The organism is Enterobacter sp. I4, assembly GCF_022669095.1.
Lineage (GTDB): Bacteria > Pseudomonadota > Gammaproteobacteria > Enterobacterales > Enterobacteriaceae > Enterobacter > Enterobacter pasteurii.
Genome location: NZ_JALBUO010000002.1, coordinates 1,248,804 through 1,275,090, shown reverse-complemented (window position 1 = coordinate 1,275,090; position 26,287 = coordinate 1,248,804). Strand labels below are relative to the sequence as shown.

Annotated in this window: 25 protein-coding genes; 12 read left to right on the top strand and 13 right to left on the bottom strand. The window is 59.0% G+C overall.

Features of this window, described 5'->3' with window-relative positions; all coding sequences use genetic code 11:
- Positions 1 to 45: 45 nt before the first annotated feature.
- Positions 46 to 726: an EAL domain-containing protein gene (locus tag MOQ06_RS18385; protein WP_242174308.1), complete on the top strand. Its 681-nt coding sequence runs from the start codon at positions 46 to 48 to the stop codon at positions 724 to 726.
- 33 nt (positions 727 to 759) lie between these two features.
- Here the strand turns inward: MOQ06_RS18385 and nlpA are convergent, their stop codons facing one another.
- The 4 genes from nlpA to MOQ06_RS18365 all read right to left on the bottom strand — a co-directional run bounded on the left by nlpA (position 760) and on the right by MOQ06_RS18365 (position 2,981).
- Positions 760 to 1,560 (bottom strand): lipoprotein NlpA, encoded by an 801-nt coding sequence (gene nlpA / locus MOQ06_RS18380; RefSeq protein WP_242174307.1) that lies wholly within the window; start codon positions 1,558 to 1,560, stop codon positions 760 to 762.
- A gap of 162 nt (positions 1,561 to 1,722) precedes the next feature.
- Positions 1,723 to 2,121 (bottom strand): type II toxin-antitoxin system VapC family toxin, encoded by a 399-nt coding sequence (locus tag MOQ06_RS18375; protein ID WP_242174304.1) that lies wholly within the window; start codon positions 2,119 to 2,121, stop codon positions 1,723 to 1,725.
- A 3-nt stretch (positions 2,122 to 2,124) separates the two neighbouring features.
- Positions 2,125 to 2,385, bottom strand: coding sequence for an AbrB/MazE/SpoVT family DNA-binding domain-containing protein (locus tag MOQ06_RS18370; RefSeq protein ID WP_242174302.1), 261 nt, complete (start codon positions 2,383 to 2,385; stop codon positions 2,125 to 2,127).
- Between the two features lie 176 nt (positions 2,386 to 2,561).
- The gene (locus MOQ06_RS18365; RefSeq protein WP_242174299.1) at positions 2,562 to 2,981 is read right to left on the bottom strand and encodes a GNAT family N-acetyltransferase; all 420 of its coding nucleotides are present in this window, start codon (positions 2,979 to 2,981) and stop codon (positions 2,562 to 2,564) included.
- A 186-nt stretch (positions 2,982 to 3,167) separates the two neighbouring features.
- Here MOQ06_RS18365 and MOQ06_RS18360 point away from each other — a divergent pair, with 186 nt between their 5' ends.
- From MOQ06_RS18360 to MOQ06_RS18345, 4 genes are all read left to right on the top strand, one after another.
- Complete coding sequence (locus MOQ06_RS18360; protein ID WP_242174297.1) at positions 3,168 to 3,737, top strand: TetR/AcrR family transcriptional regulator; 570 nt, start codon at positions 3,168 to 3,170, stop codon at positions 3,735 to 3,737.
- A 149-nt stretch (positions 3,738 to 3,886) separates the two neighbouring features.
- Positions 3,887 to 5,008 (top strand): efflux RND transporter periplasmic adaptor subunit, encoded by a 1,122-nt coding sequence (locus tag MOQ06_RS18355; RefSeq protein WP_242174294.1) that lies wholly within the window; start codon positions 3,887 to 3,889, stop codon positions 5,006 to 5,008.
- Positions 5,008 to 8,118 carry an efflux RND transporter permease subunit gene (locus MOQ06_RS18350; protein WP_242174292.1) on the top strand — a complete coding sequence of 1,037 codons (3,111 nt, stop codon included), beginning with the start codon at positions 5,008 to 5,010 and terminating at the stop codon, positions 8,116 to 8,118. The genes MOQ06_RS18355 and MOQ06_RS18350 overlap by 1 nt, the downstream gene beginning before the upstream one ends.
- Positions 8,118 to 9,482 (top strand): TolC family protein, encoded by a 1,365-nt coding sequence (locus MOQ06_RS18345; protein ID WP_242174290.1) that lies wholly within the window; start codon positions 8,118 to 8,120, stop codon positions 9,480 to 9,482. Before MOQ06_RS18350 ends, MOQ06_RS18345 begins: the two co-directional genes overlap by 1 nt.
- Positions 9,483 to 9,567: 85 nt before the next feature.
- On the opposite strand, the gene MOQ06_RS18340 is transcribed toward MOQ06_RS18345, so the two are convergent.
- Positions 9,568 to 10,518 carry a LacI family DNA-binding transcriptional regulator gene (locus MOQ06_RS18340; protein ID WP_148420391.1) on the bottom strand — a complete coding sequence of 317 codons (951 nt, stop codon included), beginning with the start codon at positions 10,516 to 10,518 and terminating at the stop codon, positions 9,568 to 9,570.
- 293 nt (positions 10,519 to 10,811) lie between these two features.
- On the opposite strand from MOQ06_RS18340, the gene MOQ06_RS18335 reads away from it, so the two are divergent.
- The 6 genes from MOQ06_RS18335 to MOQ06_RS18310 all read left to right on the top strand — a co-directional run bounded on the left by MOQ06_RS18335 (position 10,812) and on the right by MOQ06_RS18310 (position 16,715).
- The gene (locus tag MOQ06_RS18335; RefSeq protein ID WP_148386083.1) at positions 10,812 to 11,126 is read left to right on the top strand and encodes a PTS sugar transporter subunit IIB; all 315 of its coding nucleotides are present in this window, start codon (positions 10,812 to 10,814) and stop codon (positions 11,124 to 11,126) included.
- A gap of 11 nt (positions 11,127 to 11,137) precedes the next feature.
- On the top strand, positions 11,138 to 12,463 hold the full coding sequence (locus MOQ06_RS18330; RefSeq protein WP_176609107.1) for a PTS sugar transporter subunit IIC: 1,326 nt from the start codon (positions 11,138 to 11,140) through the stop codon (positions 12,461 to 12,463).
- Positions 12,464 to 12,480: 17 nt separating this feature from the next.
- Complete coding sequence (locus tag MOQ06_RS18325) at positions 12,481 to 13,857, top strand: glycoside hydrolase family 1 protein (RefSeq protein ID WP_242174288.1); 1,377 nt, start codon at positions 12,481 to 12,483, stop codon at positions 13,855 to 13,857.
- 5 nt (positions 13,858 to 13,862) lie between these two features.
- Positions 13,863 to 14,165: a PTS lactose/cellobiose transporter subunit IIA gene (locus MOQ06_RS18320; RefSeq protein WP_014168006.1), complete on the top strand. Its 303-nt coding sequence runs from the start codon at positions 13,863 to 13,865 to the stop codon at positions 14,163 to 14,165.
- A 140-nt stretch (positions 14,166 to 14,305) separates the two neighbouring features.
- Positions 14,306 to 15,685: a carbohydrate porin gene (locus tag MOQ06_RS18315; protein ID WP_148420388.1), complete on the top strand. Its 1,380-nt coding sequence runs from the start codon at positions 14,306 to 14,308 to the stop codon at positions 15,683 to 15,685.
- A 124-nt stretch (positions 15,686 to 15,809) separates the two neighbouring features.
- Positions 15,810 to 16,715 carry an EamA family transporter gene (locus tag MOQ06_RS18310; protein WP_176609110.1) on the top strand — a complete coding sequence of 302 codons (906 nt, stop codon included), beginning with the start codon at positions 15,810 to 15,812 and terminating at the stop codon, positions 16,713 to 16,715.
- Between the two features lie 108 nt (positions 16,716 to 16,823).
- Here the strand turns inward: MOQ06_RS18310 and nepI are convergent, their stop codons facing one another.
- From nepI to MOQ06_RS18295, 3 genes are all read right to left on the bottom strand, one after another.
- A complete protein-coding gene (gene nepI, locus MOQ06_RS18305) occupies positions 16,824 to 18,017 on the bottom strand; it encodes a purine ribonucleoside efflux pump NepI (protein WP_242174286.1) in 1,194 nt (397 codons plus the stop codon).
- 65 nt (positions 18,018 to 18,082) lie between these two features.
- Positions 18,083 to 18,610: an SRPBCC domain-containing protein gene (locus MOQ06_RS18300; RefSeq protein WP_148420385.1), complete on the bottom strand. Its 528-nt coding sequence runs from the start codon at positions 18,608 to 18,610 to the stop codon at positions 18,083 to 18,085.
- Positions 18,611 to 18,707: 97 nt separating this feature from the next.
- The gene (locus MOQ06_RS18295) at positions 18,708 to 19,160 is read right to left on the bottom strand and encodes a DUF1198 domain-containing protein (RefSeq protein ID WP_063452074.1); all 453 of its coding nucleotides are present in this window, start codon (positions 19,158 to 19,160) and stop codon (positions 18,708 to 18,710) included.
- A 99-nt stretch (positions 19,161 to 19,259) separates the two neighbouring features.
- On the opposite strand from MOQ06_RS18295, the gene MOQ06_RS18290 reads away from it, so the two are divergent.
- Complete coding sequence (locus tag MOQ06_RS18290) at positions 19,260 to 20,162, top strand: LysR family transcriptional regulator (RefSeq protein WP_242174284.1); 903 nt, start codon at positions 19,260 to 19,262, stop codon at positions 20,160 to 20,162.
- On the opposite strand, the gene MOQ06_RS18285 is transcribed toward MOQ06_RS18290, so the two are convergent.
- The 5 genes from MOQ06_RS18285 to uhpA all read right to left on the bottom strand — a co-directional run bounded on the left by MOQ06_RS18285 (position 20,150) and on the right by uhpA (position 26,248).
- A complete protein-coding gene (locus MOQ06_RS18285) occupies positions 20,150 to 21,154 on the bottom strand; it encodes an alpha/beta hydrolase (RefSeq protein WP_242174282.1) in 1,005 nt (334 codons plus the stop codon). The genes MOQ06_RS18290 and MOQ06_RS18285 overlap by 13 nt on opposite strands.
- Positions 21,155 to 21,316: 162 nt before the next feature.
- Positions 21,317 to 22,708 carry a hexose-6-phosphate:phosphate antiporter gene (gene uhpT / locus MOQ06_RS18280; RefSeq protein ID WP_193355433.1) on the bottom strand — a complete coding sequence of 464 codons (1,392 nt, stop codon included), beginning with the start codon at positions 22,706 to 22,708 and terminating at the stop codon, positions 21,317 to 21,319.
- A gap of 132 nt (positions 22,709 to 22,840) precedes the next feature.
- On the bottom strand, positions 22,841 to 24,160 hold the full coding sequence (locus MOQ06_RS18275; RefSeq protein WP_242174280.1) for an MFS transporter: 1,320 nt from the start codon (positions 24,158 to 24,160) through the stop codon (positions 22,841 to 22,843).
- Positions 24,153 to 25,658 carry a signal transduction histidine-protein kinase/phosphatase UhpB gene (gene uhpB / locus MOQ06_RS18270; RefSeq protein WP_193355435.1) on the bottom strand — a complete coding sequence of 502 codons (1,506 nt, stop codon included), beginning with the start codon at positions 25,656 to 25,658 and terminating at the stop codon, positions 24,153 to 24,155. Before uhpB ends, MOQ06_RS18275 begins: the two co-directional genes overlap by 8 nt.
- Positions 25,655 to 26,248: a transcriptional regulator UhpA gene (uhpA, locus tag MOQ06_RS18265; RefSeq protein WP_176609115.1), complete on the bottom strand. Its 594-nt coding sequence runs from the start codon at positions 26,246 to 26,248 to the stop codon at positions 25,655 to 25,657. The genes uhpB and uhpA overlap by 4 nt, the downstream gene beginning before the upstream one ends.
- Positions 26,249 to 26,287 lie beyond the last annotated feature (39 nt).

Here is a 26,287-nt window from a genome sequence, read left to right as displayed (position 1 = left end):
GTTCCCGCGTCTGCGGGAACCTTTTTTGTTTCTGAAGGCTGCTCCATGTATACCGTTCTTCCCTCCCCCGTATTGCAACGTATCTCAGGGCTGCGATTCCAGCCGCTTGTCGATCTCCGGTCGGGACAGGTTGTTGCGCATGAAGTTCTCGTGGAGATCCCGAACGTCAATCTTGAGGTGTTGTTTGCCTCGCTGCCTTCGCGCAGCGCGCTGCAAATCTTCTTCTGGCAGGCCAGCACCCTTTTACAGATACCCGGCCGGGACGCCTACTGGCTTAACCTCCCGGCAGAACATCTTCTCGACGAACGCGCCATCCGGCTATTGCTCGCGTTACGTCATCAGCAGCGGTTAACGATTGAAATTCAGGATCCCCTTGCCCCCACGCGGCTGAGTGAGGCGGAGCAACGTCGCCTCTGCGCCACGCTTGTTCGGCTAAAAGAGGCGGGCTGGAAAATCTGGCTGGACGATCTGACCCGGGACCTGGCAGAGGAGTACCGGCGCCTCGCCCTTCCGCTGGACGGCGTGAAGATCGACCGCTCAGCGCTGAGCGGTGATGCACCGCTTGCCCCGCTGGTGAAGGACATCAGGGCCAGTATCGCTCGGTCTGTACTTATTGAAGGCATTGAGAACTCGCGGGATCTGGAGCGCGCCCGCGCGTCCGGTGCGCAGCTTGGACAGGGTTTTCTGTGGCCCGAGGGCCGAACGGACGCCAGCGTAACGCGATGAAGGCCAGCGGATCGCGGGCCTTCAACTCGCGCATTACCAGCCCGGCACCGCTCCGCCGTTGAAAATCGTCTCTGCCGCTTTTGCCACTTCAGGCGACTGATAGGACTGAATAAACGCCTTCACGTTCCCGGCATCTTTGTTGTCTTCACGCGTGACGATGATGTTCACGTAAGGCGAGTTTTTATCTTCAATAAAGACGCTGTCATGCACCGGAGAAAGCCCGGTTTGCTGGAGATAGGTGGTGCTGATGATGGCCACATCCACCTTCGGATCGTCCAGCACGCGCGGCAGCTGCGCCCCTTCCAGTTCCATAATTTTCAGGCGCTTAGGATTCGCGGTAATATCCAGCGCCGTCGGCAGCAGGCCCACGTCCGGCTTCAGGCTAATCAGCTTCTCTTTTTGCAGCAGCAGCAGCGCGCGGCCAAGGTTTGTCGGATCGTTGGGAATGGCAATGGTTGCGCCGTCCTTCAGTTCAGAAACCGATTTAATCTTGCGGGAATAGCCTGCCATTGGAAAGACAAAGGTGTTCGCCACGGCAACCAGCCTGTAGTTATGCGCCTTATTATCTTCCGCGAGGAACGGGCGATGCTGAAAGACGTTGGCATCCAGTTCCCCCTGACTGGTGGCATCGTTGGGCAGCAGCGAGCCGCTAAAGCCTACCAGCTCAACGTCCAGACCGTATTTCTCTTTCGCCACCTTTTTGGCGACTTCCGCCACGTCCTGTTCGGCGCCGTTAATTACGCCAACCTTAATGTGTCTGGCATCACTGCTGCTTTGATCGCAGCCCGCGAGCAGCAGGCCAGTCAGGAGAAGCGCACCCAGTCGAAGTTTCACGAGACAGTTCCTTTTGATAAACGTTTTAAAGACTATATCGACAACGAGGCGGCAGGCTAAAAAACGAAAAGGAATCAGTAAGAGGGATAAGTTATATGTGTTTTTGCAACGTATTAGGAAGGATGCAGGCCCGGTAAGCGTAGCGCCTCCGGGCGATGACGCTTACGAAGCTACCGTCCAGTCTTCTACGGTAAGGTTTTGCACCATCCCGAACGCGCGGTCGTTCGTAACAATCGTTGTGCCACGGCTGATGGCATGTGCCGCAATAAGCTGATCCAAATCGCCCATTACTTTCCCTTTTTTTTCCATTGCTGCACGAAGTTCACCGTAGGTGGCCGCAGCTGCGCTATCCCAGTCGCAGATAGTGATGGTTTTAAGAAATTCCATTATGGTTTCGTGCAGCTTGTTGAATTGCTTTTTGGCTACGCCATAAAGCAATTCAGCCTCCGTTACGCTTGAAATACACATCTTTTCAGGCGTGATGTGCGAATATCGGTTTACAACCTCAGGATGCTGCCTCACCAGATGGCTTACGATGTTAGTGTCCAGCATATGCAGCATCTTCTACAGCCCTTCGAGAGGATCTCTTGTCGTATAGCTTTGATTGCGCTCCTCTTTACTCAGAAAAGAATCAGGCACATGCGTTTGTTTGAGCATACGCAAAAAGTTATCCCTGTGCCGTTCTTTCTCAGACCTCGCCGTCAAAACCACATTCCCCTCTGCATCCCGTTTGATGTAAACACTCTCCGTTTCAAACGCAAATTCCGCCGGCAAGACCACGACCTGGTTTCGCCCTTTTTTAACGAGTTTCGCTGTGCGCTCCATGGCAACCTCTGTAGGTTTATTGACCAGCCCACAGCATGCGCTAACGTCCCGGGAGGCGACAAGGGAGACATCTCAAATTCAGAAAGCGACTCGCAATAATTAGCGGTATCGCTAACGTTACTGGTGCTTGCGCAGCGGCGCCACGCGCTGGCCGTGATGGGCAACGGCATCGGCGGCTAAAGGTTTTTCGTCAGATAGTGTCTTTGCATCCCCTCATAAGGGTAGTCCTGCAATGACATTTGTAGACGGTAGCCCTGTTTCTCATAGAACGGACGCGCCTGGAAGCTGACCGTATCCACCAGCGCATGCCTGCATCCTTTGCGGCGGGCGTCGTCTTCGGCCGCTTTGATAAGCTGGCTGCCAACGCCGGAACCGCGCACGCTCTCGCTGACCCACAGATAATCAATATTCAGCCAGTCGCCTTTACGCACGCCGATCAGCCCACCCAGCATGACGCCGCTGTCGTCTCGCACATAAACGCCTGTATCGCCGCTAAAGTTCGAGAGATCTAAAAACTGCGCGTTATAGGCGCGCAGCCCCGTTAATAATTCTTCTTTTTCTTCGGAAGTAACGTTATCTGTAATACTCAGGTGCATAATACTCTCCTTATTTTCAGCGCAATCTGAATATCTCACAGTTTAAAGTTCATAAAAACTCCTTATTTTCTCCATTGTTTATACCAGGAAATATTTATTCAATATGTAAATAAAAAAAGCCTTTCCAATAGACTCCGGAAACGTATAATGAGAACGATCATTCTCACTTTTACACGGTAGCACACGATGAGCACAACGCTGGAAGAACGACAAAAACTGCGCCAGGACGAGATCATCACCGCCGCGCGCCGCTGCTTTCGCGACAGCGGGTTTCACGCGGCCAGCATGTCGCAGATCGCCAGCGAGGCGAAGCTCAGCGTCGGGCAGATTTACCGCTATTTCAGTAACAAAGACGCGATTATTGAAGAGATGATCCGCCGTATCATCGACTCGCGCATCCAGGAGATGCAGGGTAAAACGCTGGTAGAGGGGATGCCGCAGGCACTTGCCTGGCGACAGACGCTCAACGAAGACGACGATGCGCTAATGCTTGAAATGTCCGCCGAGGCCACGCGAAATCCTCATGTTGCCGCCATGCTGACAGAAGCCGAATCACGTATGTTCGCCAACGCCTGTGGGCACCTGAAAAAGCAGTTTCCCCACCTGAGCGATGAACATATTCGCTGCTGCGTGGAGATTACCGCCGTGATGATCGAAGGCACCATTTATCGTCGGCTCACGCCGTTAAAAGTACCGTCAGAACAATTAGAGCCGATTTATCAGAATATTTTAAATATGCTTTTCTCTGCGAAGTAATCGCATGTGAATAATTAAACGAGATAAGTAATTTCTCGTTTTTAACATTTCTGGCTTAGCCAGAGATGCGGTATCGCTGTGCCTTTAAATAGCCCTCCTCCCTGTTAAGCATTTAACAGGGCAGGCTTCGTTCACCCTGGAAAAAGATTATGAAAACCATAACAACCTCCATCGCAGCATTACTCCTCCTGACCGGGTGCGATAATGCACAAACGTCTGCTCACCAGCATCCTCTACCGGAAGTGGGGATTGTCACGCTCATGAGCCAGCCCGTGTCCGTGGTCAGCGAGCTGACCGGCCGCACTACCGCCGCGATGAGCGCCGAAGTGCGCCCGCAGGTGGGCGGCATTATCCAGAAGCGGCTTTTTACCGAAGGCGATACCGTCAAAGCCGGGCAGGCGCTGTATCAAATCGATCCTGCCAGCTACCGCGCCGCTTACGATGAAGCCGCCGCCGCACTGAAGCAGGCGCAGGCGCTGGTCCAGGCCGACTGCCAGAAAGCCCAGCGCTATGCGCAGCTGGTGAAAGACGACGGCGTATCGCGTCAGGATGCGGAAGACGCTAAATCCACCTGCGCGCAGGACAAGGCCAGCGTCGCGTCAAAGAAGGCCGCGCAGGAGAGCGCGCGCATTAACCTCAGCTGGACCACCATCACCGCACCGATTGCCGGACGCATCGGGATCTCGTCCGTTACCCCCGGCGCGCTGGTAACGGCCCAGCAGGAAACCGCGCTGGCGACCATTCGCGGGCTGGACAGCATGTACGTTGATTTAACCCGCTCCAGCGCCGACCTGCTGCGATTACGCAAGCAAACTCTCGCCAGCAACAGCGATACGCTAAGCGTGTCCTTAATTCTCGAAGACGGCAGCACCTACAGCGAAAAGGGCCGCCTGGCGCTGACCGAAGTGGCAGTGGATGAGTCTACCGGCTCGGTTACCCTGCGCGCCGTCTTCCCGAACCCGCAGCACCAGCTTCTGCCGGGCATGTTCGTCCGCGCCAGAGTGGATGAAGGCATCATGAACGACGCGATCCTCGCGCCGCAGCAGGGCATCACCCGCGACGCCAAAGGCACCGCCACCGCGCTGGTAGTGAACGCCAGCAACAAGGTAGAGCAGCGCCAGCTCGAAACGGGCGAGACCTACGGCGACAAATGGCTGGTGCTGAGCGGCCTGAAGGCCGGTGACAGGCTGATAGTGGAAGGCACCGACAAAGTCACCGCCGGGCAGGAAGTGAAGGCCGAAGAGATGAAAAACGCCGGAGGGAACGCCTGATGTTTTCCCGTTTCTTCGTGCGTCGCCCGGTTTTTGCCTGGGTGATCGCCATTCTCATCATGCTCGCCGGTGTGCTGGCGATCCGCACGCTGCCGGTAGCGCAGTACCCGGACGTCGCCCCGCCGTCGATCAAAATCTCTGCCACCTACACCGGCGCCTCCGCGCAGACGCTGGAGAACAGCGTAACGCAGGTGATCGAGCAGCAGCTCACCGGGCTGGATAACCTGCTCTACTTCACCTCTACCAGCAGTTCGGACGGGTCGGTGAGCATCTCCGTCACCTTCGAGCAGGGAACTGACCCGGACACCGCGCAGGTGCAGGTACAAAACAAAGTCCAGCAGGCGGAATCGCGCCTGCCGACCGAGGTGCAGCAGTCCGGGATCACCGTTGAAAAGTCCCAGAGCAACTTTCTGCTGATCATGGGCGTGTATGACAAAACCGACACCGCCAGCAGCTCGGACATCGCCGACTGGCTGGTGAGCAATATGCAGGATCCGCTGGCGCGCGTGGAGGGCGTTGGCAGCCTGCAGGTGTTTGGCGCGGAATACGCGATGCGTATCTGGCTCGATCCGGCAAAACTGGCCTCTTACTCGCTGATGCCTTCAGACGTGCAGAGCGCAATTGAAGCGCAAAACGTGCAGGTCTCCGCCGGTAAGATCGGCGCGCTGCCCTCGTCGAACGCCCAGCAGCTGACCGCCACCGTGCGCGCCCAGTCGCGCCTGCAGACGGTCGATCAGTTTAAAAACATCATCGTGAAGAGCCAGTCCAGCGGTGCGGTGGTGCGCATCAGCGATGTCGCTCGCGTGGAGATGGGCAGCGAGGATTACACCTCCACCGCGAAGCTGAACGGCCACCCGGCGGCGGGTATGGCGGTGATGCTTTCACCTGGTGCGAACGCGCTCAACACCGCGACGGCGGTGAAGGATAAAATCGCCGAGTTCAAAAAGTCGATGCCGGAAGGCTACGACGTGGCCTACCCGAAGGACAGCACCGAGTTCATTAAGATCTCGGTTGAAGACGTCATTCAGACCCTGTTTGAAGCCATTATCCTCGTGGTCGTGGTGATGTACCTGTTCCTGCAAAACATCCGCGCCACGCTGATCCCGGCGCTGGCCGTTCCGGTGGTTCTGCTGGGCACCTTCGGCGTGCTGGCGCTGTTCGGTTACTCCATTAACACCCTGACGCTGTTTGCAATGGTGCTGGCCATCGGTCTGCTGGTGGATGACGCCATCGTGGTGGTGGAAAACGTCGAGCGTATTATGCGCGACGAAGGGCTGCCCGCCCGGGAGGCCACCGAAAAATCGATGGGCGAAATCTCCGGCGCGCTGATCGCCATTGCGCTGGTGCTCTCTGCGGTATTCCTGCCGATGGCCTTTTTCGGCGGCTCGACCGGGGTAATTTACCGTCAGTTCTCGGTCACCATTATTTCGGCGATGTTCCTCTCCGTAGTCGTGGCGTTGACCCTGACGCCCGCGCTGTGCGGCTCAATTCTGAGACACTCGCCTCAGCACAAGAAAGGTTTCTTCGGCGCGTTTAACCGCTTCTACAGCAGGACCGAGCAAGGCTATCAGAACAAGGTGCTGCGCGCCCTGCGACGCTCCGGCGGCATGCTGGTCATCTACGCTCTGCTCTGCGGCGCCATGGGCTTCGCCATGCTGAAGCTGCCGGGCAGCTTCCTGCCGACGGAAGACCAGGGCGAAATCATGGTGCAGTACACTCTCCCAGCCGGCGCAACGGCGGTACGTACTGCCGAAGTTAGCCGTCAGGTGCGAGAGTGGTTTCTCACCAAAGAGAAAGCCAACACCAACGTTATCTTCACCATTGAGGGCTTCAGCTTCAGCGGCAGCGGCCAGAACGCCGGGATGGCGTTTGTCTCCCTGAAAAACTGGTCCGAACGTAAGGGTGATGAAAACACCGCCCAGGCCATTGCCCTGCGCGCCACGCAGGAGCTGAGCGCCATCCGCGATGCCACTATATTTGCGATGACGCCGCCAGCGGTAGACGGCCTTGGCCAGAGTAACGGCTTTACCTTTGAGCTCATGGCTAGCGGCGGCACCGACCGTGACACGCTGCTGAAAATGCGTAATCAGCTGATTGCCAGGGCTAATCAGGACAGCTCGCTGCACGCGGTGCGCGCCAACGATCTGCCGCAGATGCCGCAGCTTCAGGTCGATATTGATAACAACAAAGCGGTGTCGCTGGGGCTTTCCCTGAGCGACGTCACCGATACCCTCTCCAGCGCCTGGGGCGGTACCTACGTGAACGACTTTATCGATCGCGGCCGCGTCAAGAAGGTCTACATCCAGGGCGACAGCGACTATCGCGCCGTCCCGTCGGATCTTAACAAATGGTACGTGCGCGGCAGCGACAGCACCATGACCCCGTTCTCCGCCTTCGCTACCACGCGCTGGGAGTACGGTCCGGAAAGCCTGGTGCGCTACAACGGCTCGGCGGCATATGAGATTCAGGGCGAAAACGCCAGCGGGGCCAGCTCCGGCACGGCAATGAGCAAAATGGAGCAGCTGGCAAACAGTCTGCCGTCCGGCAGCACCTGGGCCTGGAGCGGTTTGTCCTTACAGGAGAAACTGGCGAGCGGCCAGGCGATGAGCCTCTACGCCCTTTCCATCCTCGTGGTGTTCCTGTGTCTGGCGGCGCTGTATGAGAGCTGGTCAGTACCGATTTCGGTCATCCTGGTGATCCCGCTTGGCGTGCTGGGCGCGGCCGTGGCCGCCTCCCTGCGCGGCCTGAACAACGACGTCTACTTCCAGGTGGCGCTGCTGACCACCATCGGCCTGTCGTCGAAGAACGCCATCCTGATTGTTGAATTTGCCGAAGCCAAAGTCGCCGAAGGTTACTCCCTGACGCGCGCCGCCCTGCGTGCCGCCCAGACGCGTCTGCGTCCCATCATCATGACCTCGCTGGCGTTTATTGCAGGCGTAACGCCGCTGGCGATTGCCACCGGCGCGGGGGCCAACAGCCGCGTGGCGATCGGTACCGGCATTATCGGCGGAACGCTGGCCGCGACGCTGCTGGCGATCTTCTTCGTTCCCTTATTCTTCGTACTGGTGAAACGTCTGTTCTCCGGTAAGCACGCAAACCGGAGGTCATAATGTTTCGTGTAACCGTATTAACGTTAGCGCTGCTGAGCGCAGGCTGCGTGTCTTTAGATCCAACGTATCAGCGCCCGAACGCTCCCGTTCCGGCAACCTTGCCCGGCGCGCACGGCGAAGCCAACGCCGTGGTAAGCCAGTGGCAGGAGGTGATGAACGATGCGCGGCTGAAAAGCGTGGTAACGATGGCGCTGAACAGCAACCGCGACGTGCAAAAAGCGATTGCCGATATCGACGCCGCCCGCGCCCAGTATGGCGAAACGCGCTCGTCTCTCTTCCCGACGGTGGACGCAGGCCTGAGCCACACCCGCAGCCGCACGCTGGCAAGCGGCGTCGCCACAAGCGACGAGGCCAACGGCGCGGTCTCCAGCTTCGAGCTGGATCTGTTTGGCCGTAACCAGAGCCTCTCCCGCGCCTCGCGTGAAACCTGGCTTGCCAGCGAGTTCACCGCCCAGAACACGCGCCTGACGATGGTCAGCGAGCTGACCACCGCCTGGGTGACGCTGGCGGCGGATAACAGCAACCTGGCGCTGGCGAAATCCACCATGGAGAGCGCAGCGAACTCGCTCAGGATCGTGAAGCGCCAGCAGGAGGTGGGCGTGGCGGCCGCCACGGACGTCAGCGAGGCGATGGCGGTTTACCAGCAGGCGCGCGCCAGCGTGGCGAGCTACCAGACGCTGGTGATGCAGGATAAAAATGCCCTCAACCTGCTGGCGGGCGATACGGTGCCGGACAACCTGCTGCCCGGCACGCTGGAAAGCCTGGGCGACAACGCCATCACGCTGATCCCGGCGGGGGTCAGCTCCAGCGCGCTGCTGCGTCGTCCGGATATTCAGGAGGCGGAACATAACCTGCTGAGCGCCAACGCCAGTATCGGCGCGGCGCGAGCCAACTTCTTCCCGTCGATTTCGCTCACCGCCAGCGCGGGCGTCGGCAGCGATTCGCTGTCATCCCTGTTCAGCCACGGCATGAAGGTCTGGTCGTTCGCGCCGTCCATCACCCTGCCGCTGTTTAGCGGTGGAAACAATATGGCACAGCTGCGCTACGCGGAAGCAGAGAAGAAGGGGCTGATCGCCACCTATGAGAAGACCATCCAGAGCGCGTTTAAGGACGTGGCCGACGCGCTGGCGCGCCGTGAAACCCTGAGCGAGCAGCTGGATGCCCAGCGTGAATACGTGGCGGCGGAGCAAAAAACGCTGGACGTGGCGACCCGCAGCTATAAGGCGGGCGCCGGGGATTATCTGACGGTGCTCACCGCGCAGCGGTCGCTGTGGTCGGCGCAGGAATCACTGATTGCCTTACGGCAAACCGACCTGGAAAACCGCATCACGCTGTGGCAGTCGCTGGGCGGCGGGATTGAATAAACCGGATACGCGGCGAGTGGATTATATGGAGGATTATTGAGTTTTCGCCGGGTGGCGCTGCGCTTACCCGGCCTACATCACACGTTTAACGTTTCCGCACGTCCGGAATAATTAAATCCCCACGCAGCACGTAAGACCCCAGCATCTGCGTTTTTTGATTCAGCCAGGTCACGATGCGCGCCGCCATGGCGTCCATGGAATACTCGATAGCCGGGATCACCGGAATTCCCGGCAGATGCAGCGACCCGGCCAGGCTAAACACCATGATGTCTTCCGGTACCGATTTATTAAACGCCTGAAGCTGCGGGATCACCCTCTGGGCTTCCTGCTCGTCCGCCACCAGCAGCGCGTTGAAGTTCAGCGTCGACGCGTTGTTGAGCAACTCCTGAAGCGCAACGGACGACGAGGTTGCGTCCATGAACACGAGGTTGCGATTAAAGGGCAGGAAGTTCTTCTCCAGCGCATGTTTGTAACCGAGCAGCACCTGGTCGGCAAACCCGCTGCCGTGGGGGTGGATCAGCGCAATCTGGCGACGCCCCTGGCTGGTGAGGTAGTTACACGCCGTTTCAGCAGCGAAAGCGTGATCGAACTGGATGCTGTTGGCGTTATCGGCTTCCATACAGTCGACCAGAATGACGTTGTCCATGTCGACGTCCAGCGGGAAACGCGCGCCAATGACCAGGATGTCATCGCAGAGCCCGCAGGAGAGCTCTTCAAGGGCGTTCATCACTTCCGTTTTGGTGTGCGCGAAACGCAGCAGCAGGTGTTTTTGATGCTGGCTGAGGTGTTTTTCCAGCGCATACAGGTAACCGGTGGTCTGGTTAATATTTTCCTGCGCGCAAATCACCCCAATGCACCCCGTCGACTGACTGAGCAGCGACTGCGCAATCACGTTAGGACGATAGTTCAGCTCATCCACCGCTTTCAGCACGGCCTGACGGCTGGCCTCTTTTACGCCACGTGACCCACTCAACACTCGCGATACCGTGGCTTTAGACACCCCGGCCAGACGTGATACATCATTGATTGTCGACATCTTTTTCCCCTGGCAGGCCATCCTCGCGCCTGCAAATTCCATAACCGCTACGGCTCACATTATAGCCAGAACGGAGTATATCCGTTTCCGTTTTCCATGGAAACCGATTTTCCGTTTCCACTCAAATTGACGTTAAAACAGCCAAATTATGTGACCCACATCCGGTTAATTAGCGTCATAAGTAGTGGATATTGATGGTTGTCACACTTCTGTCTTTTATGAATGGAAACCGGTTTCCGTATCATGTCCAATCATCCTCGCAATAACTTTTTACATTTTGAGGATGGTTGTCGATGTTCAAGATAATGCTGTGCTGTTCTGCCGGGATGTCCACCAGCCTGCTGGTCAGCAAAATGATCGATGTTGCTAAAGAGCGGGGCTTGCCCGTGAAGATTGATGCGTACGGCGTGTCCGAATTTGATACGCAGTTTCCGCAATACCAGGTGGTTCTTCTCGGACCGCAGGTGAAATACATGTTAAAGACACTCTCAGACAAGGCGGCGACGCAGGGTATTCCGGTGCAGCCCATCGACATGATGGACTACGGCATGCAGCGTGGCGATAAAGTACTGGACTATGCTCTGTCGCTCATCGAAGCGGCACACTAAAAGGTGTTCACATGAGTTCGTTATATCAATCCATGGTCGCGGTTATTGAGCAGTCAATTACCCCGCTGGCCGCAAAGCTTGGCCAGCAAAAGTATGTGATTGCCATCCGCGACGGCTTTACCGCCGCGCTGCCGTTTATGATCATCGGCTCGTTTATGCTGGTGTTCATCTTCCCGCCGTTCTCGGCGGATACCACCAACAGCTTCGCCCGCGGCTGGCTGGACTTCTCCGAGACCTACCGCGAGCAGCTGATGCTGCCGTTTAACCTCAGCATGGGCGTCATGACCTTCTTCATTTCGGTGGGGATTGGGGCGAGCCTGGGGCGCCAGTTTAACCTCGACCCGGTGATGTCTGGCCTGCTGGCTTTTATGGCCTTCCTGCTGGTCGCCGCACCGTATGCCGACGGTAAGATCTCAACGCAGTATCTGTCCGGCCAGGGCATCTTCACCGCGCTGATTACCGCTATCTACTCCACCCGCGTCTATGCGTGGCTGAAGCAGAACAACGTGACCATCCGCCTGCCGAAAGAGGTGCCGACCGGCGTGGCGCGTTCGTTCGAGATCCTGATTCCGGTAATGGTGGTGATCGGCACGCTGCATCCGCTGAACCTGTTCATTGAAGCGCAAACCGGAATGATTATCCCGCAGGCGATCATGCACCTGCTGGAGCCGCTGGTGTCTGCGTCAGACTCCCTGCCCGCGATCCTGCTCTCCGTGCTGCTGTGCCAGATCTTCTGGTTCGCCGGTATTCACGGGTCGCTGATTGTCACCGGCATCATGAACCCGTTCTGGATGGCGAACCTCTCTGCTAACCAGGCGGCGCTGGCCGCTGGCGCAGCGCTCCCGCACGTTTATCTGCAAGGCTTCTGGGATCACTACCTGCTGATTGGCGGCGTAGGCTCCACGCTGCCGCTGGCGTTCCTGCTGCTGCGCAGCCGCGCCACGCACCTGCGCACCATCGGCAAAATGGGCGTCGTGCCCAGCTTCTTTAACATTAACGAACCGATTCTGTTTGGCGCGCCGATCATCATGAACCCGATGCTGTTTATCCCGTTCGTGTTCGTTCCGCTGGTCAACGCCTGCCTGGCGTACGGCGCAACAAAGCTCGGCTGGCTGGCGCAGGTCGTGTCGTTAACGCCGTGGACCACGCCCGCGCCGATTGGCGCCTCGTGGGCGGCAAACTGGGCGCTCAGCCCGGTGATTATGTGCCTGGTGTGTATGGTGATGTCCGCACTGATGTACCTGCCGTTCCTGCGCGCCTATGAGCGTACGCTGATGAAAAACGAAGAGCAGAAAGCCCAGGCAACCGTCGGTGCAGCTGAAACCGTAAGCCAATAAGTCAAAGAGGAAAGGACATGAAATACGCATTTCCCGATAATTTCTGGTGGGGCAGCGCAAGCTCCGCGCTCCAGACCGAAGGGACACGAGAGGGCGAAACCACGTGGGATTACTGGTTTGCCCGCGAGCCGAACCGTTTTCACAACGGCGTGGGGCCGCAGCACACCTCCACGTTTTATCAGCACTGGAAAACGGATATTCAGCTGTTAAAGCAGCTGAACCACAACAGCTTTCGTACCTCGATTAGCTGGGCGCGCCTGATCCCCGACGGTATCGGTGAAGTGAACCCGGAAGCGGTCGATTTTTACAATCAGGTCATTGATGAGCTGAATGAACAGGGCATCACGCCGTTTATTACCCTGTTCCATTTCGACATGCCGATGGCGATGCAGGAGATCGGCGGCTGGGAAAACCGCGACGTGGTAAACGCTTACGCCCGCTATGCGCAGATTTGCTTCGAGCTGTTTGGCGATCGCGTGCTGCACTGGTTTACCTTCAACGAGCCAATTGTGCCGGTTGAGGGCGGTTATCTGTACGATTTTCACTATCCGAACGTGGTGGATTTTCGTCGGGCAGCGACCGTGGCCTATCACACCGTATTGGCCCATGCGAAGGCCGTTCAGGCCTACCGCGCCGGGCATTACGCGGGGGAGATCGGCATCGTACTGAACCTGACGCCATCCTATCCGCGCTCGCAGAACCCGGCGGACGTGAAGGCGGCGCACATCGCGGACCTGATGTTTAACCGCAGCTTCCTGGACCCGGTCCTGCGCGGGGAATACCCGGCAGACCTGGTGGCGCTGCTGAAATCCTACGATCAATTACCCGCCTGTAAACCGGAAGACGGTTTCCTGATTGCGGAGGGGAAAATCGACCTGCTCGGCGTGAACTACTATCAGCCGCGTCGCGTGAAGTGTCGCGACAGCGCGGTAAACCCGCAGGCACCGTTTATGCCGGAGTGGTTCTTCGATAATTACGAGATGCCGGGCCGCAAGATGAACCCGTACCGCGGCTGGGAAATATACGAGCCGGGTATTTACGATATTCTGGTTAACCTGCGCGACAATTACGGCAACCCGCGCTGCTTTATTTCCGAAAACGGCATGGGCGTCGAAAATGAGCAGCGCTTTATTGAAAATGGTCAGATTAACGATCGGTACCGCATCGATTTTATTTCCGGGCATTTAGCGTGGCTGCATAAAGGCATTAGCGAAGGCTGCAATTGCCTTGGCTACCATATGTGGACGTTTATTGATAACTGGTCATGGTGTAATGCCTATAAAAACCGCTACGGTTTTATCCAGCTCGATCTGGAGACGCAGCAGCGCACCATAAAGAAAAGCGGAGAGTGGTTTGCCGCCACCGCCTTAAATAATAGCTTTGATAAAGAGTAACCATGATGATCGCACTAGAAGAAGCCGTAATGGAAATTATCGTCAACGCCGGTCAGTCCCGCAGCCTGTGCTTTGAAGCCCTGCACGCGGCGCGCCAGGGCAACCTTGACGAAGCCAAAAGCCTGCTGCGCGAAGCCGACGGCTACGCGCGCCAGGCGCATAAGATGCAGACCAAACTGATCGAGCAGGACGCGGGCGAAGCCCGCCAGCCGATGACGTTAATCATGGTGCACGCGCAGGATCATTTAATGAACTCCCTGCTGGCGCGTGAATTATCCGAAGAGATTATTCATTTATATCAGAGATAGCCTATGACGAAATAACGTTACCGTAAGACCTCCGTACCTGAAAATATAAATCACTCTGTTTCTGATGATAGCGACATATTCTGTCTAATCGGAACGAGAGGATTATTGTCTGAATAAAATGTAAATTAATAGAGACGACAATGAAAAACAGTAAAAAACTTCCATTAACCATGGCGGTTATCGCCGCGCTTTGCCCAATTTCCGTGCTCGCACAAGAATTCACGCAGGAGCAAATCGACGCCATTGTGGCGAAAGCGGTGGATAAAGCGCTGGCCGAACGGCAGGCGAAAATGGACGCGGCGATCGCGAAAAAAGCAGACGTGGTAACGGAACCGCAAAGCGCGGCGCAGTCCCCGGATATGGCGATCCCGTTCGGGGTTAAATTTACCGGCTACGCCCGCTACGGCGCGCACTTCCAGGCCGCCGATCAGAAATACGTGGCGGTAGACGGCTCCTACAACGGCGCCTCCGCGATTGGTCGTCTGGGTAACGAAGGCAACGGCGGTGAATTCCAGCTCTCCAAGGCCTTCAAGGGTGAAAACGGCGCCATCTGGGACATCAACGTGATGATCGACCACTGGGGTGACGAAGTTAACCTGAAAAAAGCCTACGCCGGGGTGACCAACATTATGGCCTCCAACCCGAACGCCTACTTCTGGGCCGGTCGGGACTTCCACCAGCGTCCGCAGCAGGGCATTAACGATTACTTCTGGATGAACCACGACGGCCAGGGCGCCGGGGTGAAAAACTTCGATATCGGCGGCGTGCAGTTTGACGTCGCTGCCGTGGCGGCGGTGGAATCCTGTAGCCCGGAGGTGATGGAGGACGAAGCGAACCCGTCGCGCATCACCTGTACCGGCGGTTCCGGCACGGGCGATAAAGGCAACTACGCCGCCACCTCTAAAATCCACGGCATGAAGCTCGGCCCCATCGACATGGAGCTTTACGCCAACTACGGCTTCGACTCTAAGGCGATCGAGAGCGACGAGCGCCTGAATGCCTGGCAGGGGGGCGTGGTGCTAAGCCACACCAACGACAGCGGCGTGAACAAAGTGATCGCCCGCTACTCTGATAACGCGGACAACAGCGTCTTCAACAAGACCGAGGATCTGACCACGGTCTACGCCAGCTTCGAAGGGCTGTATAAATTCACCCAGGCCACGCAGGTGGAGTACATTCTCGCCTTCCACGACTATGACAACAGCCGCGATGACGCCGACAATCGTAAGAACTACAACGCGATTGTGCGCCCGATGCACTGGTGGAACGACGTTCACTCCACCTGGCTGGAAGCGGGCTGGCAGCACGTTGACTACGATAACGGCGGCGACAACAAGGGCTGGAAGCTGACCCTGTCCCAGAACATGTCTATCGCCATGGGGCCGGAGTTCCGTCCGATGCTGCGCTTCTACGTGACCGGCGGCAAGGTAGATAACGAACGCACCGCGCGCGTGAACAACACCAAAGACGAAACGCTCGACGACTTCAACGTCGGCGCGATGTGGGAGGCGTGGTTCTAAGCAAGGTAGAAGCAAAACGGTGTTTCCCCCTCTCCCCGTGGGAGAGGGTCGGGGTGAGGGCATCAGGCCGCACACAACCATGCTATGCTGTTGGCCAATTAACGACAACATCGCAGGGGAGAACATGGGGTCCACACGTAAAGGGATGCTAAACGTCCTGATCGCCGCCGTTTTATGGGGCAGTTCCGGGGTTTGCGCGCAGTACATCATGGAGAAAAGCCACATTTCTTCGCCCTATCTGACCATGATTCGCCTGCTGTTTACCGGCGTGATCCTACTGACGCTTTCCTTCGTTCACGGCGACAAGATTTTTTCGGTCATCAAAAACCGTAAAGACGCCATCAGCCTGCTGTTTTTCTCGCTGGTCGGCGCGCTTACCGTGCAGCTCACCTTCCTGCTGACGATAGAAAAATCCAACGCCGCTACGGCGACCGTGCTCCAGTTCCTGTCGCCAACCATCATCGTGGCGTGGTTCGCCCTGGCGCGGAAGAAGCGTCCCGGCGTGTTTGTCCTGTCGGCGATTTTGACGTCGCTGGTCGGCACCTTCCTGCTGGTCACCCACGGCGACCCAACCTCGCTCTCCATCTCGCCTGCCGCGCTGTTCTTCGGTATCGCCTCGGCCTTTGCCGCCGCGTTTTATACCACCTATCCGTCAACGCTTATCGCCCGCTACGGCACGCTGCCGATTGTCGGCTGGAGTATGTTGATCGCCGGCTTAACGCTGACGCCGTTCTACGCCGGACGCGGCACCGCGTTTGTTATTGACGGCAGCCTGCTGCTGGCGTTTTTCTACCTGGTGGTGATTGGCACCGCGCTGACGTTCAGCCTGTACCTGAAAGGCGCGCAGATGATCGGCGGGCCGAAGGCGAGCATTCTGAGCTGCGCCGAGCCGCTAAGCAGCGCGCTGCTGTCGGTGATTTTACTGGGCGTGGCGTTTACCCTTCCGGACTGGCTGGGCACGCTGCTGATCGTGTCGTCGGTAGTGTTGATTTCGATGGATTCGAGAAGACGGGTTCAGACATCGGCATAAGCGAATGTCCCCTCACCCTAACCCTCTCCCCATAGGGGAGAGGGGACGGCTCGGTGCAGTCTTTTCACCCTCGCCCCTTTGGGGAGAGGGCCGGGGTGAGGGGGGAATTTACGACTTCGCCTTCACCTTCCCCGCCACCAGCAGCGCGGTCAGCAGCATCAGCGTACCGGAAATGACCAGCGGAGACGTCAGCCCCAGGTGGTCAAGCGCAACGCCGCCCACTGCCGCACCGCAGGTGTTCGCCAGCTGGATCACCGCCACCTGAATCGACCCGGCTTTTTCCGCCTGATCGGCAAGCGAGCGGGTGATCCACGTCGACCAGCCCACCGGCACCAGCGCAAACGCAAAACCCCAGATAATCGCGATGGCAGACGCCACCCACTTATCGCTGCCCCACAGCACCAGCACCGCCGCGCTGATCGCCAGCACCAGCGGCGCACCCGCCAGCGCCACCTTCAGCGAGCGCTTCAGGAACTGAGACGACAGCGTGGTACCAACAAAGCTGGCGATACCGAAGCTCAACAGCACCAGCGTCAGGCCGTCCACGTCAAAGCCCGCCATGGTCATATACACCGGGCGAATATAGGTAAAGAAGGCAAACTGCCCGGCAAAGGCCATGAAGATGGCGGTCATCCCCGCCAGCACGCCCGGCCGTTTAAGCAGGCTGAACATGTTCTGTTTGTGGTGCGCCGCCTCACCCGGCAGGGACGGCAGCGCCTTCCACACCCAGATAATGCACAGCACGCCCATCACCGCCGCCGCGTTAAAGACGTTACGCCAGCCGATAATCCCGCCGAGGAAGCTGCCCAGCGGCGCGGCAATCACCAGCGCGATGGAGACCGCACCGAAGATAACGGACAGCGCTTTCGGCACGGTGCGCGCGGGCACCAGGCGCATGGTCAGCGAGGCCGACATCGCCCAGAAGCCGCCAAGCCCAAGACCCAGACAGGCACGACCCAGCAGCAGCAGGGTGAAGCTTTCAGCGAAGGAGACCAGCAGGCAGGAGAGCGTCAGCAGCACGCTGAACAGAATGACCACTTTACGGCGGTCGATGGTGCCGATCGCCTGGGTGATAAACAGGCTGGCGAACATCGCTACAAACGCGGTGACGGTGACAGACTGCCCCGCCACGCCTTCGGAAATGCCCAGATCCTGCGCCATCGGCGTCAGCAGGCTGACCGGCAGAAACTCAACGGTAATCAGGCAGGCTACGCAAAACGCCACGGAGAAAACCGCCGACCAGTTGGGGCGTGAAACCTCTTTGGCCTGCGGCGGGGTCGTGGGCTGGATATGTTCTGTCATGGCGTCACCTGAAGATAAAAACGTGCGGAAAAGTCGCGCAGTTTATCATCAAAAGTGTGACGAATTTAACGTTTCGACAACTTTTCTTGCATCGCTGCATTCGCCAGCCCGACGATCCACTCCTGGTGCCCGTTGATCATCGGATTCGGCACGGTGCGAGCAAGTTCCTGTGCAGGAACGCCTTTCTGCGACTCCTGAGTCAGAATACGGACGCGGTTTCCCGGCAAGTCCTCAAACAGCCAGGCGTGGATCACATCCAGACGCGAGCTGGCATCGCCCTCCACCCAGCCGTGCCAGGCGATCCGTGCGGCTTCGCCGTCAACGGGCGGAACATACTCCGTGACCTGCGCCTCAACCGGGAAGCCAAAGGTCGTGAAGCGGAAGCGGGCGCTGGCGCTCAGTTCCGGACCGCTGCCGTCGTGAAAACGAATATCTTCGGCGTTGCTGTAGTAGTTCGGCCACAGGGTGGTGTCGTTAAGCTGCGCCCAAATCTCTTTTGCGCTCAGCCCGGCGACGATGATTTCGTTGGATGCAAAGTTATCGGTTGTGCCTGGCAGGTAGTCGTTTGGCCAGATAATGGCGGATTGTTTCATGGTTCACCTCATCAGCGAGTGGATGAAGTGATGGTGCGCCTGCGGCAGATATAAATCTAATGACGATGCTTTATACTCTTCATCACGTTTCGTGATATCAGTGCAGATAAAACACGCCCTCTTCCGGGAGGAAAAGCTGGTTATAGCGCAGCTGGAAGGCGTTAAGCTCCTGCGGATCGGGCTCTATCTCGCGCATGAAGCCGAGCGCGAGGCGGATTTGCGCATCGGTGATCGGTGCGGCCAGGCGGGCTTTACGCAGCATGCGGTGCCAGGTATGCAGATTCTCCTCGCTCCCGTCGACGATGCAGACCTGCCAGATAAGCAGGACCTGGGCGGCGTTTTGCAGGTGCGCTTCGTCTGGGCGCTCAAGGTAGCGGATAAACTCATTGCCCGGCGTTTTACCGAACTGGTCGATCATCGACTCGACCGGCATCGGGGTGATACCCAGCCGTTCGCTTAAACGTTTGATGGCGCGGCGGGAATCCGAGGTCAGGACGCGAAACCCAACCACAAACACCACGGCAAGCGTTGCCAGCATTATCCAGACCATGCGTTCTCCTTAGACTAGCCGCCCATCATAGCGGGAAACGCAACGCGTCGACAGCGGGCAGCGCCATAATAGTGAACGGAAAAGAGGTAGCAAAACACCATGAAAGCGGATCTGCGCACGCTGGATCTAAACCTGCTGAAAACGCTCGACGCTCTGCTGGATGAACGCAGCGTCACCCGCGCGGCGGCGCGTCTTGCTCTGACCCAGCCCGCCGTGAGCGGCATGCTCAACCGCCTGCGGGACTACTTCGACGATCCGCTCTTTATCCGCGCCCCGCACGGCATGGTGCCAACCACGCGCGCGGAAGCGCTGGCCGCTCCGGTGAAGCGCATTCTCGCGGATATCGACGTGCTGCTTCAGCCCGTTGCCTTTGACCCTAATACCGCTCGCCTCACCTTCACTCTTGCCGCTACGGATTATGCACTTCGGGCGGTTGTCGTGCCGTTTATCGCCGCCCTTAAAACACAGGCGCCTGGCATACGCGTGCGCGTGGTGCCCGTTACCCCCGGTAGCCTTGTCAGCCAGCTTGAGCAGGGCGCTATTGACGTAGCGCTTATCACTCCCCACACCACGCCCGATGAGCTTCACAGCCGTGCGCTTTATGATGAACGGTACGTATGCATGATGCGCGCCGACCATCCAAACGCCGGAGAGCCAATGACGTTAGAGCGATTTTGCGCCCTTGAGCATGTGCTGGTCTCTTACGAGGGAGACGGCTTTCGCGGGGTAACCGATAGCGCGCTGGAGAAAATTGGCCGGACGCGGCACGTGGGACTCTCGGTGAGCCACTTTTTGGTTCTGCCGGACGTGCTGGCCCTCAGCGATATGATTGCCGTCGTGCCGTCACGCATCGCGGAAAATCAGACGGGAATGTTCATCTGCGAGACGCCAGTTCCCGTGCCAGGCTTTACCAAAAGCATGGCCTGGCACGGCAGAACGCACCGCAATCCCGCGCAGGCGTGGCTGCGCGGGCTGTTACTGCAAACCAGTCAGCGGGCCTGAAGCCCCTTAAGCAGCGCCTCGTGGAAGCGCTCAGGATCCTGCATCTGCGGCGCGTGGCCCATGTCGTTAAATTCCACCAGCGTCGCGTGCGGGATGCGCTTCGCCGTCTCCTTCCCCAGCACCGCATAGTTGCCGAGCGTTTTGCGGATCTCAGGCGGGGCGAGATCTTTCCCGATGGCGGTGTTGTCCTTCGTGCCGATCATCAATAATACCGGCATGCTGAGTTCGCTAAATTCGTAGATCACCGGCTGGGTGTAGATCATGTCGTAGAGCAGCGCCGAGTTCCAGGCCACACGTTCTTTTCCCGGCCCGTTGTTCAGCCCGGCGAGCATGGTGACCCAACGCTCGTACTCCGGCTTCCACTCTCCGGCGTAGTAGGTATTTTTCTCGTACTGACGAATGCCGTCGGCGCTGACCTTCAGCTCGCGCTGGTACCACTGGTCGACCGTAATATGCGGCACGCCGCGCGCTTTCCAGTCCTCCAGGCCTATCGGGTTGACCATCACCAGCTGCTCCACCTGCTGCGGCCACATCAGCGCGTAGCGGGTCGCCAGCATGCCGCCGGTCGAGTGGCCGATAACCGTCACGCGATCGACGCCGAGGGTTTTCAGCAAGGCGTGGGTGTTATCCGCCAGCTGCTGGAAGGTGTACTGATACCGCTCCGGCTTGGTGGATTTACAGAAGCCGATCTGGTCGGGGGCGATCACCCGATATCCGCTCGCCGACAGCGCGCGGATGGTGCCGTCCCAGGTGCCGGCGCAGAAGTTTTTGCCGTGCATCAGCACCGCGGTGCGGCCGTTGGGCTTTTCCGGCTTCACGTCCAGATAAGCCATATCCAGAGACTGGTTTTGCGAGGTAAACGTAAAGTGTTTTACCGGCCAGCCGTAGTCGAAACCTTCCAGCTTCTCGCCGTAGGTAGGGGCATCCGCAGCCAATGCGGGGGCTGACAGCGCCACCAGCAGCGCCAGGCAGGATAATCGTCGGGTCAACATGCAAGCTCTCCAATAGCAAAAAGGGCTAAGGCTGCGCGAAAGGCGGCAGCAAAAACACTGTAGAGCAAGGAGAGGAATGGGTGTGTAAAGCGGGGTAAAGACTGGAGATTCAAAACAAAAAAGCCCGGCATCACACGCCGGGCAAAGAAGTTACCTGCACACTCAGGCCGCTTTTAATTTCTGCGCACGATTTTCACGGCGAATTTTACGTTCTTCCAGCACCGCCACCATCGCCATCAGGACGATACAGCCAATCGCTGCCGCATCCAGCGCCGCGAAGGTGCCCGCCCAGCCGGTGAGGCCGAAAATCGGCGTGCCGTCGGCGATCATCCCCAGGCCCAGCTTGGCAAAGCTGTCGCCGATCAGGTAGGCGAAGGTGCCTTTGATCCCGTCGGCGGCGCCGATCGCTTTTTTCGGGACGAAGCCGACCGCCGCCACGCCAATCAGCAGCTGCGGGCCAAACACCAGGAAGCCGAGCGCGAACAGGGACGCCAGGTAGACGTACTGGTTGCTGGCGTGCTGGTACACGCCGAGCGTGGCGATAATCAGCGCCAGCGCAACGCAGGCCACCAGCGCGCGACGGCCGTTGGCGAGATCCGAGAGCCAGCCCCACAGCAGGGTGCCGACCAGCGCGCCCACTTCGAACAGGGTGAAGCCCTGAATCGCCACCTCTTTCGAAAGCTTCAGCTCCTGGAAGGCATACACGGTTGACCACTGGTCGATGCCGATGCGCACCACGTACAGGAAGATATTTGAGAAGCACAGCAGCCAGATCACTTTGTTTTTCAGCACGTACTCAACAAAGATCTGCCATTTGGACATCTCGTTCTCTTCAGTCTCTTTGTCCTCTTCGCTGATCTCCTCACCGAACAGCTCTTCGGCTTTGCCGAGGCCGTAAGATTCCGGGGAGTCGCTGCCGTAGCGCAGGCCGATAAAGCCAACGATCAGGGCGATAATCGACGGGAAGATAAACATGCCGATCACGTGGCCGTCGAACAGGACGTTCGCGCCGAACAGCGCCACGCCTGCCGCACCGGCACCGCCGAGGTTGTGGGAGATATTCCACAGGCCGAGGTACGAACCGCGCTTGCGCCGCGGGGTCCATTTGGTGATGGTGGAGTAGCTGCACGACCCGCCGGTACTCTGGAAGAAACCGCTCAGGGCGTAGAAGGCGATCATCAGGAACAGGCTAACGGAGCCTGCGCCCATGCTGGCGCTGAAGCCAAGCATACAGATGGCGGAGAGGATCAGCATAAACGGCAGGAACTGCTTGGTGTTTTTGCCGTCCGCGTAGTAGGACACAACCGTTTTCCCCACCCCGTAGGTGATGGAGAAGCCCAGGCCAATCATCCCCAGCTGCGTCATGCTCAGCCCGTAGGTCGAGATCATGTCGTTCTGGGCGATATTAAAATTCTTGCGGATCAGGTACATGGTCAGGTAGCCGATAAAGACCACCAGATAAGACTGCATGAACGGTTTGAACCACATCTTGCGCCGCACGTCGAGCGGCAGATCCAGGGTCGGCTTGCGCACCTGATTGAGGAAGGCCAGCATGGTTGGTTTACTCCTGAGCTGATTTTTACCGCATTGTAAAAATCAGCCGGGAGAGATGCCTGAGACAGCGTCCAGGTAAAACCGGGAAAATGTCTTAGTTTTGCGCCACCCGGCATCAAAAGGTGAAGCGCATCACATCACGCTGGCTTCACGCGGCGCCTGCGCATGCAAAAACGGCAGCAGCAGCAGGGCCGAAATCCCCGCCGCGATGGCGATCACCGCGAAGAATCCGCTCCAGTGCCAGATGTCGATTATCCGCGCCAGCGGCCAGCCGGAGAGCGACGCCCCCAGGTAGGCGAACAGGCCGACAAAGCCCGTCGCCGCCCCTGCCGCCTCTTTGTGCGAACACTCCGCCGCCGCCATGCCGATCAGCATCTGCGGGCCGAACACGAAGAAGCCGGTGGTGAAGAAGCACGCCGCCTGCATCACGTAGCTGGCGAACGGCATCAGCCACAGCGAGCCGACGGAGAGCAGGATCCCGGCGGCAAAAATGAGGTTCATCGGGCCGCGGTTGCCGTTGAAGAGCTTATCCGAGCCCCAGCCCGCCACCAGCGCGCCGATAAACCCGCCCAGCTCGAACATGGTCACCGCCGAGTTGGCGGTCACCAGATCCACACCCAGCGTCTCGGACATGTACAAATTGCCCCAGTCGTTGATGGCCGCGCGCACCACGTAGACCAGCACGTAGCAGAGCGACAGCAGCCAGATGTACGGGTTTTTCAGCACGTATTTGGTAAGGATCTCCTTGCGGGACAGCCCCGCCCCCTCCTGCTGCTGGGCAATCTCCATCTCGTCGTGCCGCCAGTCGCCTACCGGCGGAAGCCCCACGGTTTGCGGCCTGTCGCGCAGCCGCCAGCAGAGGAACAGCCCGGCGAGGATCGCGAGACAGCCGGCAATCATCATCCCCGCGCGCCAGCCGTAGTGCAGCGCCGCGGCACCGACCACCATCGGGATCAGCGCCCCGCCGACGTTATGCGCGGTGTTCCAGATGGCCCACCAGCCGCCGCGCTCGTTGCGCGAGTACCAGGCGGTGAGCAGGCGGGCACACACCGGCGCGCCCCATCCCTGGAAAAAGGCGTTCAGCGCCCACAGCAGGGCAAAGGCCCACAGCGAGGTGGAGAAGCCAAACAGGATGTTCACCACGCCGGTGGCGATCAGCCCGAATCCCATAAAATAGCGCGCGTTGGAGCGGTCGCTGACGATGCCGGAAAGGAATTTCGACAGCCCGTAGGTGATATAAAACAGCGTCGCCAGCAGGCCGATATCGGTGCGCGCCATCACGCCGCTGGCGAGGATCTCCGGCGCGGCGGCGTTGAAGCTTTTGCGGGTGAAGTAGAACAGCGCGTAGCCGAGCCAGATAGTGACGAGGATATGGCGTCGCCAGTAGCGGTAGCGGGCGTCGATTTCCGCCTTATCGCGTATCGGGGCTGCGTCGACAGGGGTGTTAAACATGATGACTCCGAAGCGGCAAGCTGACGCTGACGCGCGTCCCGTGGGTGCAGGAGATGTTCAGCGTGCCGCCCAGCGCCTTGACGCGCTCGCGCATGCCCGCCAGGCCAAATCCCTGCTGGCCGGAGCCCGGCGGCAGGCCGCAGCCGTCGTCTTCAATCACCAGCATCAGGCGCTCGTCCTGCTGCCAGCCCTGTATCGTCACCGCGCTGGCGCTGGCGTGTTTAACGATATTGTTCAGCCCTTCCTGACAGACGCGGAACAGGGTTACGCGCTGGCCTTCGCTCAGCGCAGGTTCATCAATGCGCCAGTCGAGGTGGCTGACGATCCCGCGGCTTTCCAGCTCCATCTCGCGCATCAGGGAGCGCACCGCCTGCGCCAGCGAAAGATCGTCGAGCTGGCGCGGGCGCAGCCGCCCTAACAGCCGGCGCACCGAGTCATACACGCCTAACGAAAGCTGTTCGATATGCGCCCCGCCCTGCTTCACGCCCGCGTTTTCCGCCGCCAGACGCTGGACGATGCCCGCCTGCGTGCGGATGGCGGTAATGGTCTGGCCGATATCATCGTGCAGCTCGCGCGCCACCTCCTGCCGCACGCTCTCTTCGGTCTCCAGCAGGCGTTCAGCCAGACGACGGTTGCGCGCCAGCTCGGTTTGCAGGGAGAGGTTCAGCTCGCGCAGACGCTGAATGCCCGCCCCGAGCAGCAGCCCGGTCAGGCTTTGCGCCAGCAGCGAGAGCAGTAAATCCACCGGATGGTCGTGCCAGGTCTGGCTGGCGATCAGCGCGATGGCGTTCATCAGGGTCGCAATCAGCGCTCCCTGCCAGCCGTAGTGCCAGGCAAGGGCAACGATCGGCAGCGCCAGACAAAACGGCGTGAAGCGCGATAGTTCAGCGGGCAGGCCAAGCTGTAGCCAGAGGCTAACCACAAACAGCAGCAGATACCAGATGAGGTGCCGGGCGCGCCAGTTGACGGGCTGTGACACCAGCGCCGGGCCGAGCGGCTGCCAGACGGTGCTGGTGAGGTAGTGCCAGAAAACCAGACAGGTCGGTGCCAGCGTCAGGCCGCCGGTCAGGGTCAGCAGCAGGGCGTTGAGCATCTCCTTGTCGCCCACCCACGGCAGGGACTGCAGCAGCGCGGCGGCAATTAGCGCCGCACCCTGACGCAGCAGCGTGCGCCAGTCGCGCTGGTGGCGGTAGCGGGAGATAAGCGCAACCGGGAGGAGCGTGAGCACGCTCCCGATCGTCAATAACGGCAGATGCGCCAGCGCCACCTCCCGCGCCAGCCAGATCAGCATCAGCCACTCCGCGCCAAGCAGCACCGGCCAGTAGCCGCGCGGGCATTGCAGCATTAATCCAAGACGCAGGCCGAAGGGGAACAGCAGCACCGCCAGCTCCGGGCGCTCCACCAGATGCAGGCTGATGCTCCACAGGCAAAACCACGCGGCGGAGAAGATAAAAAAGCTGGCAACGACGGCGATCAGCCGCGAAATCAGCGGGTTCATTGCCAGCCGTCAAACATGCGGCGCGCCAGCTCAACGTCGTTGCTGACGTTCAGTTTTTCCATCAGGTTGGCGCGGTGAACGTGAACGGTTTTTGGCGACAGGCCAAGCTCTACGGCAATCTCTTTCACCGTCATCCCCTGGGCAAGCTTTTCCGCCACCTGACGCTCGCGTTTTGTCAGCGGATCCTGCCGTCCGGCCGCCAGCTTGATGGCGATATCCGGCGTCAGGTAGCAGCCGCCGGTAGAGACGGTGCGCACGGCGGCAATCAGCTCGTCCGGGCTACAGCGTTTGGAAAGGAACCCGCGCGCGCCCGCGTTGAGCGCCTGCTCCACCAGCGCCGGGCTGTCGTGAACCGAGAGCATGATGGTCGCCATCCCTTTTGGCAGCTGGCTTAACAGCTCCAGCCCGGAAAGATCCGGCATGGAGATATCGCAGATACACACCTGTACCCCGCGCCCCGGCAGGCCCGCCAGCGCCTCGCGCCCGGAGCCGAACTCGGCCACCACCTGAAAATCCGGTTCGAGGTTTAAAAGCTGGGCAAATCCGGAGCGGACGATTAGGTGATCGTCGATAAGGGCGATGGTGGTCATGGCGCGTTCCTGGCGGGCGGATAAAAAAACGCGCTTACC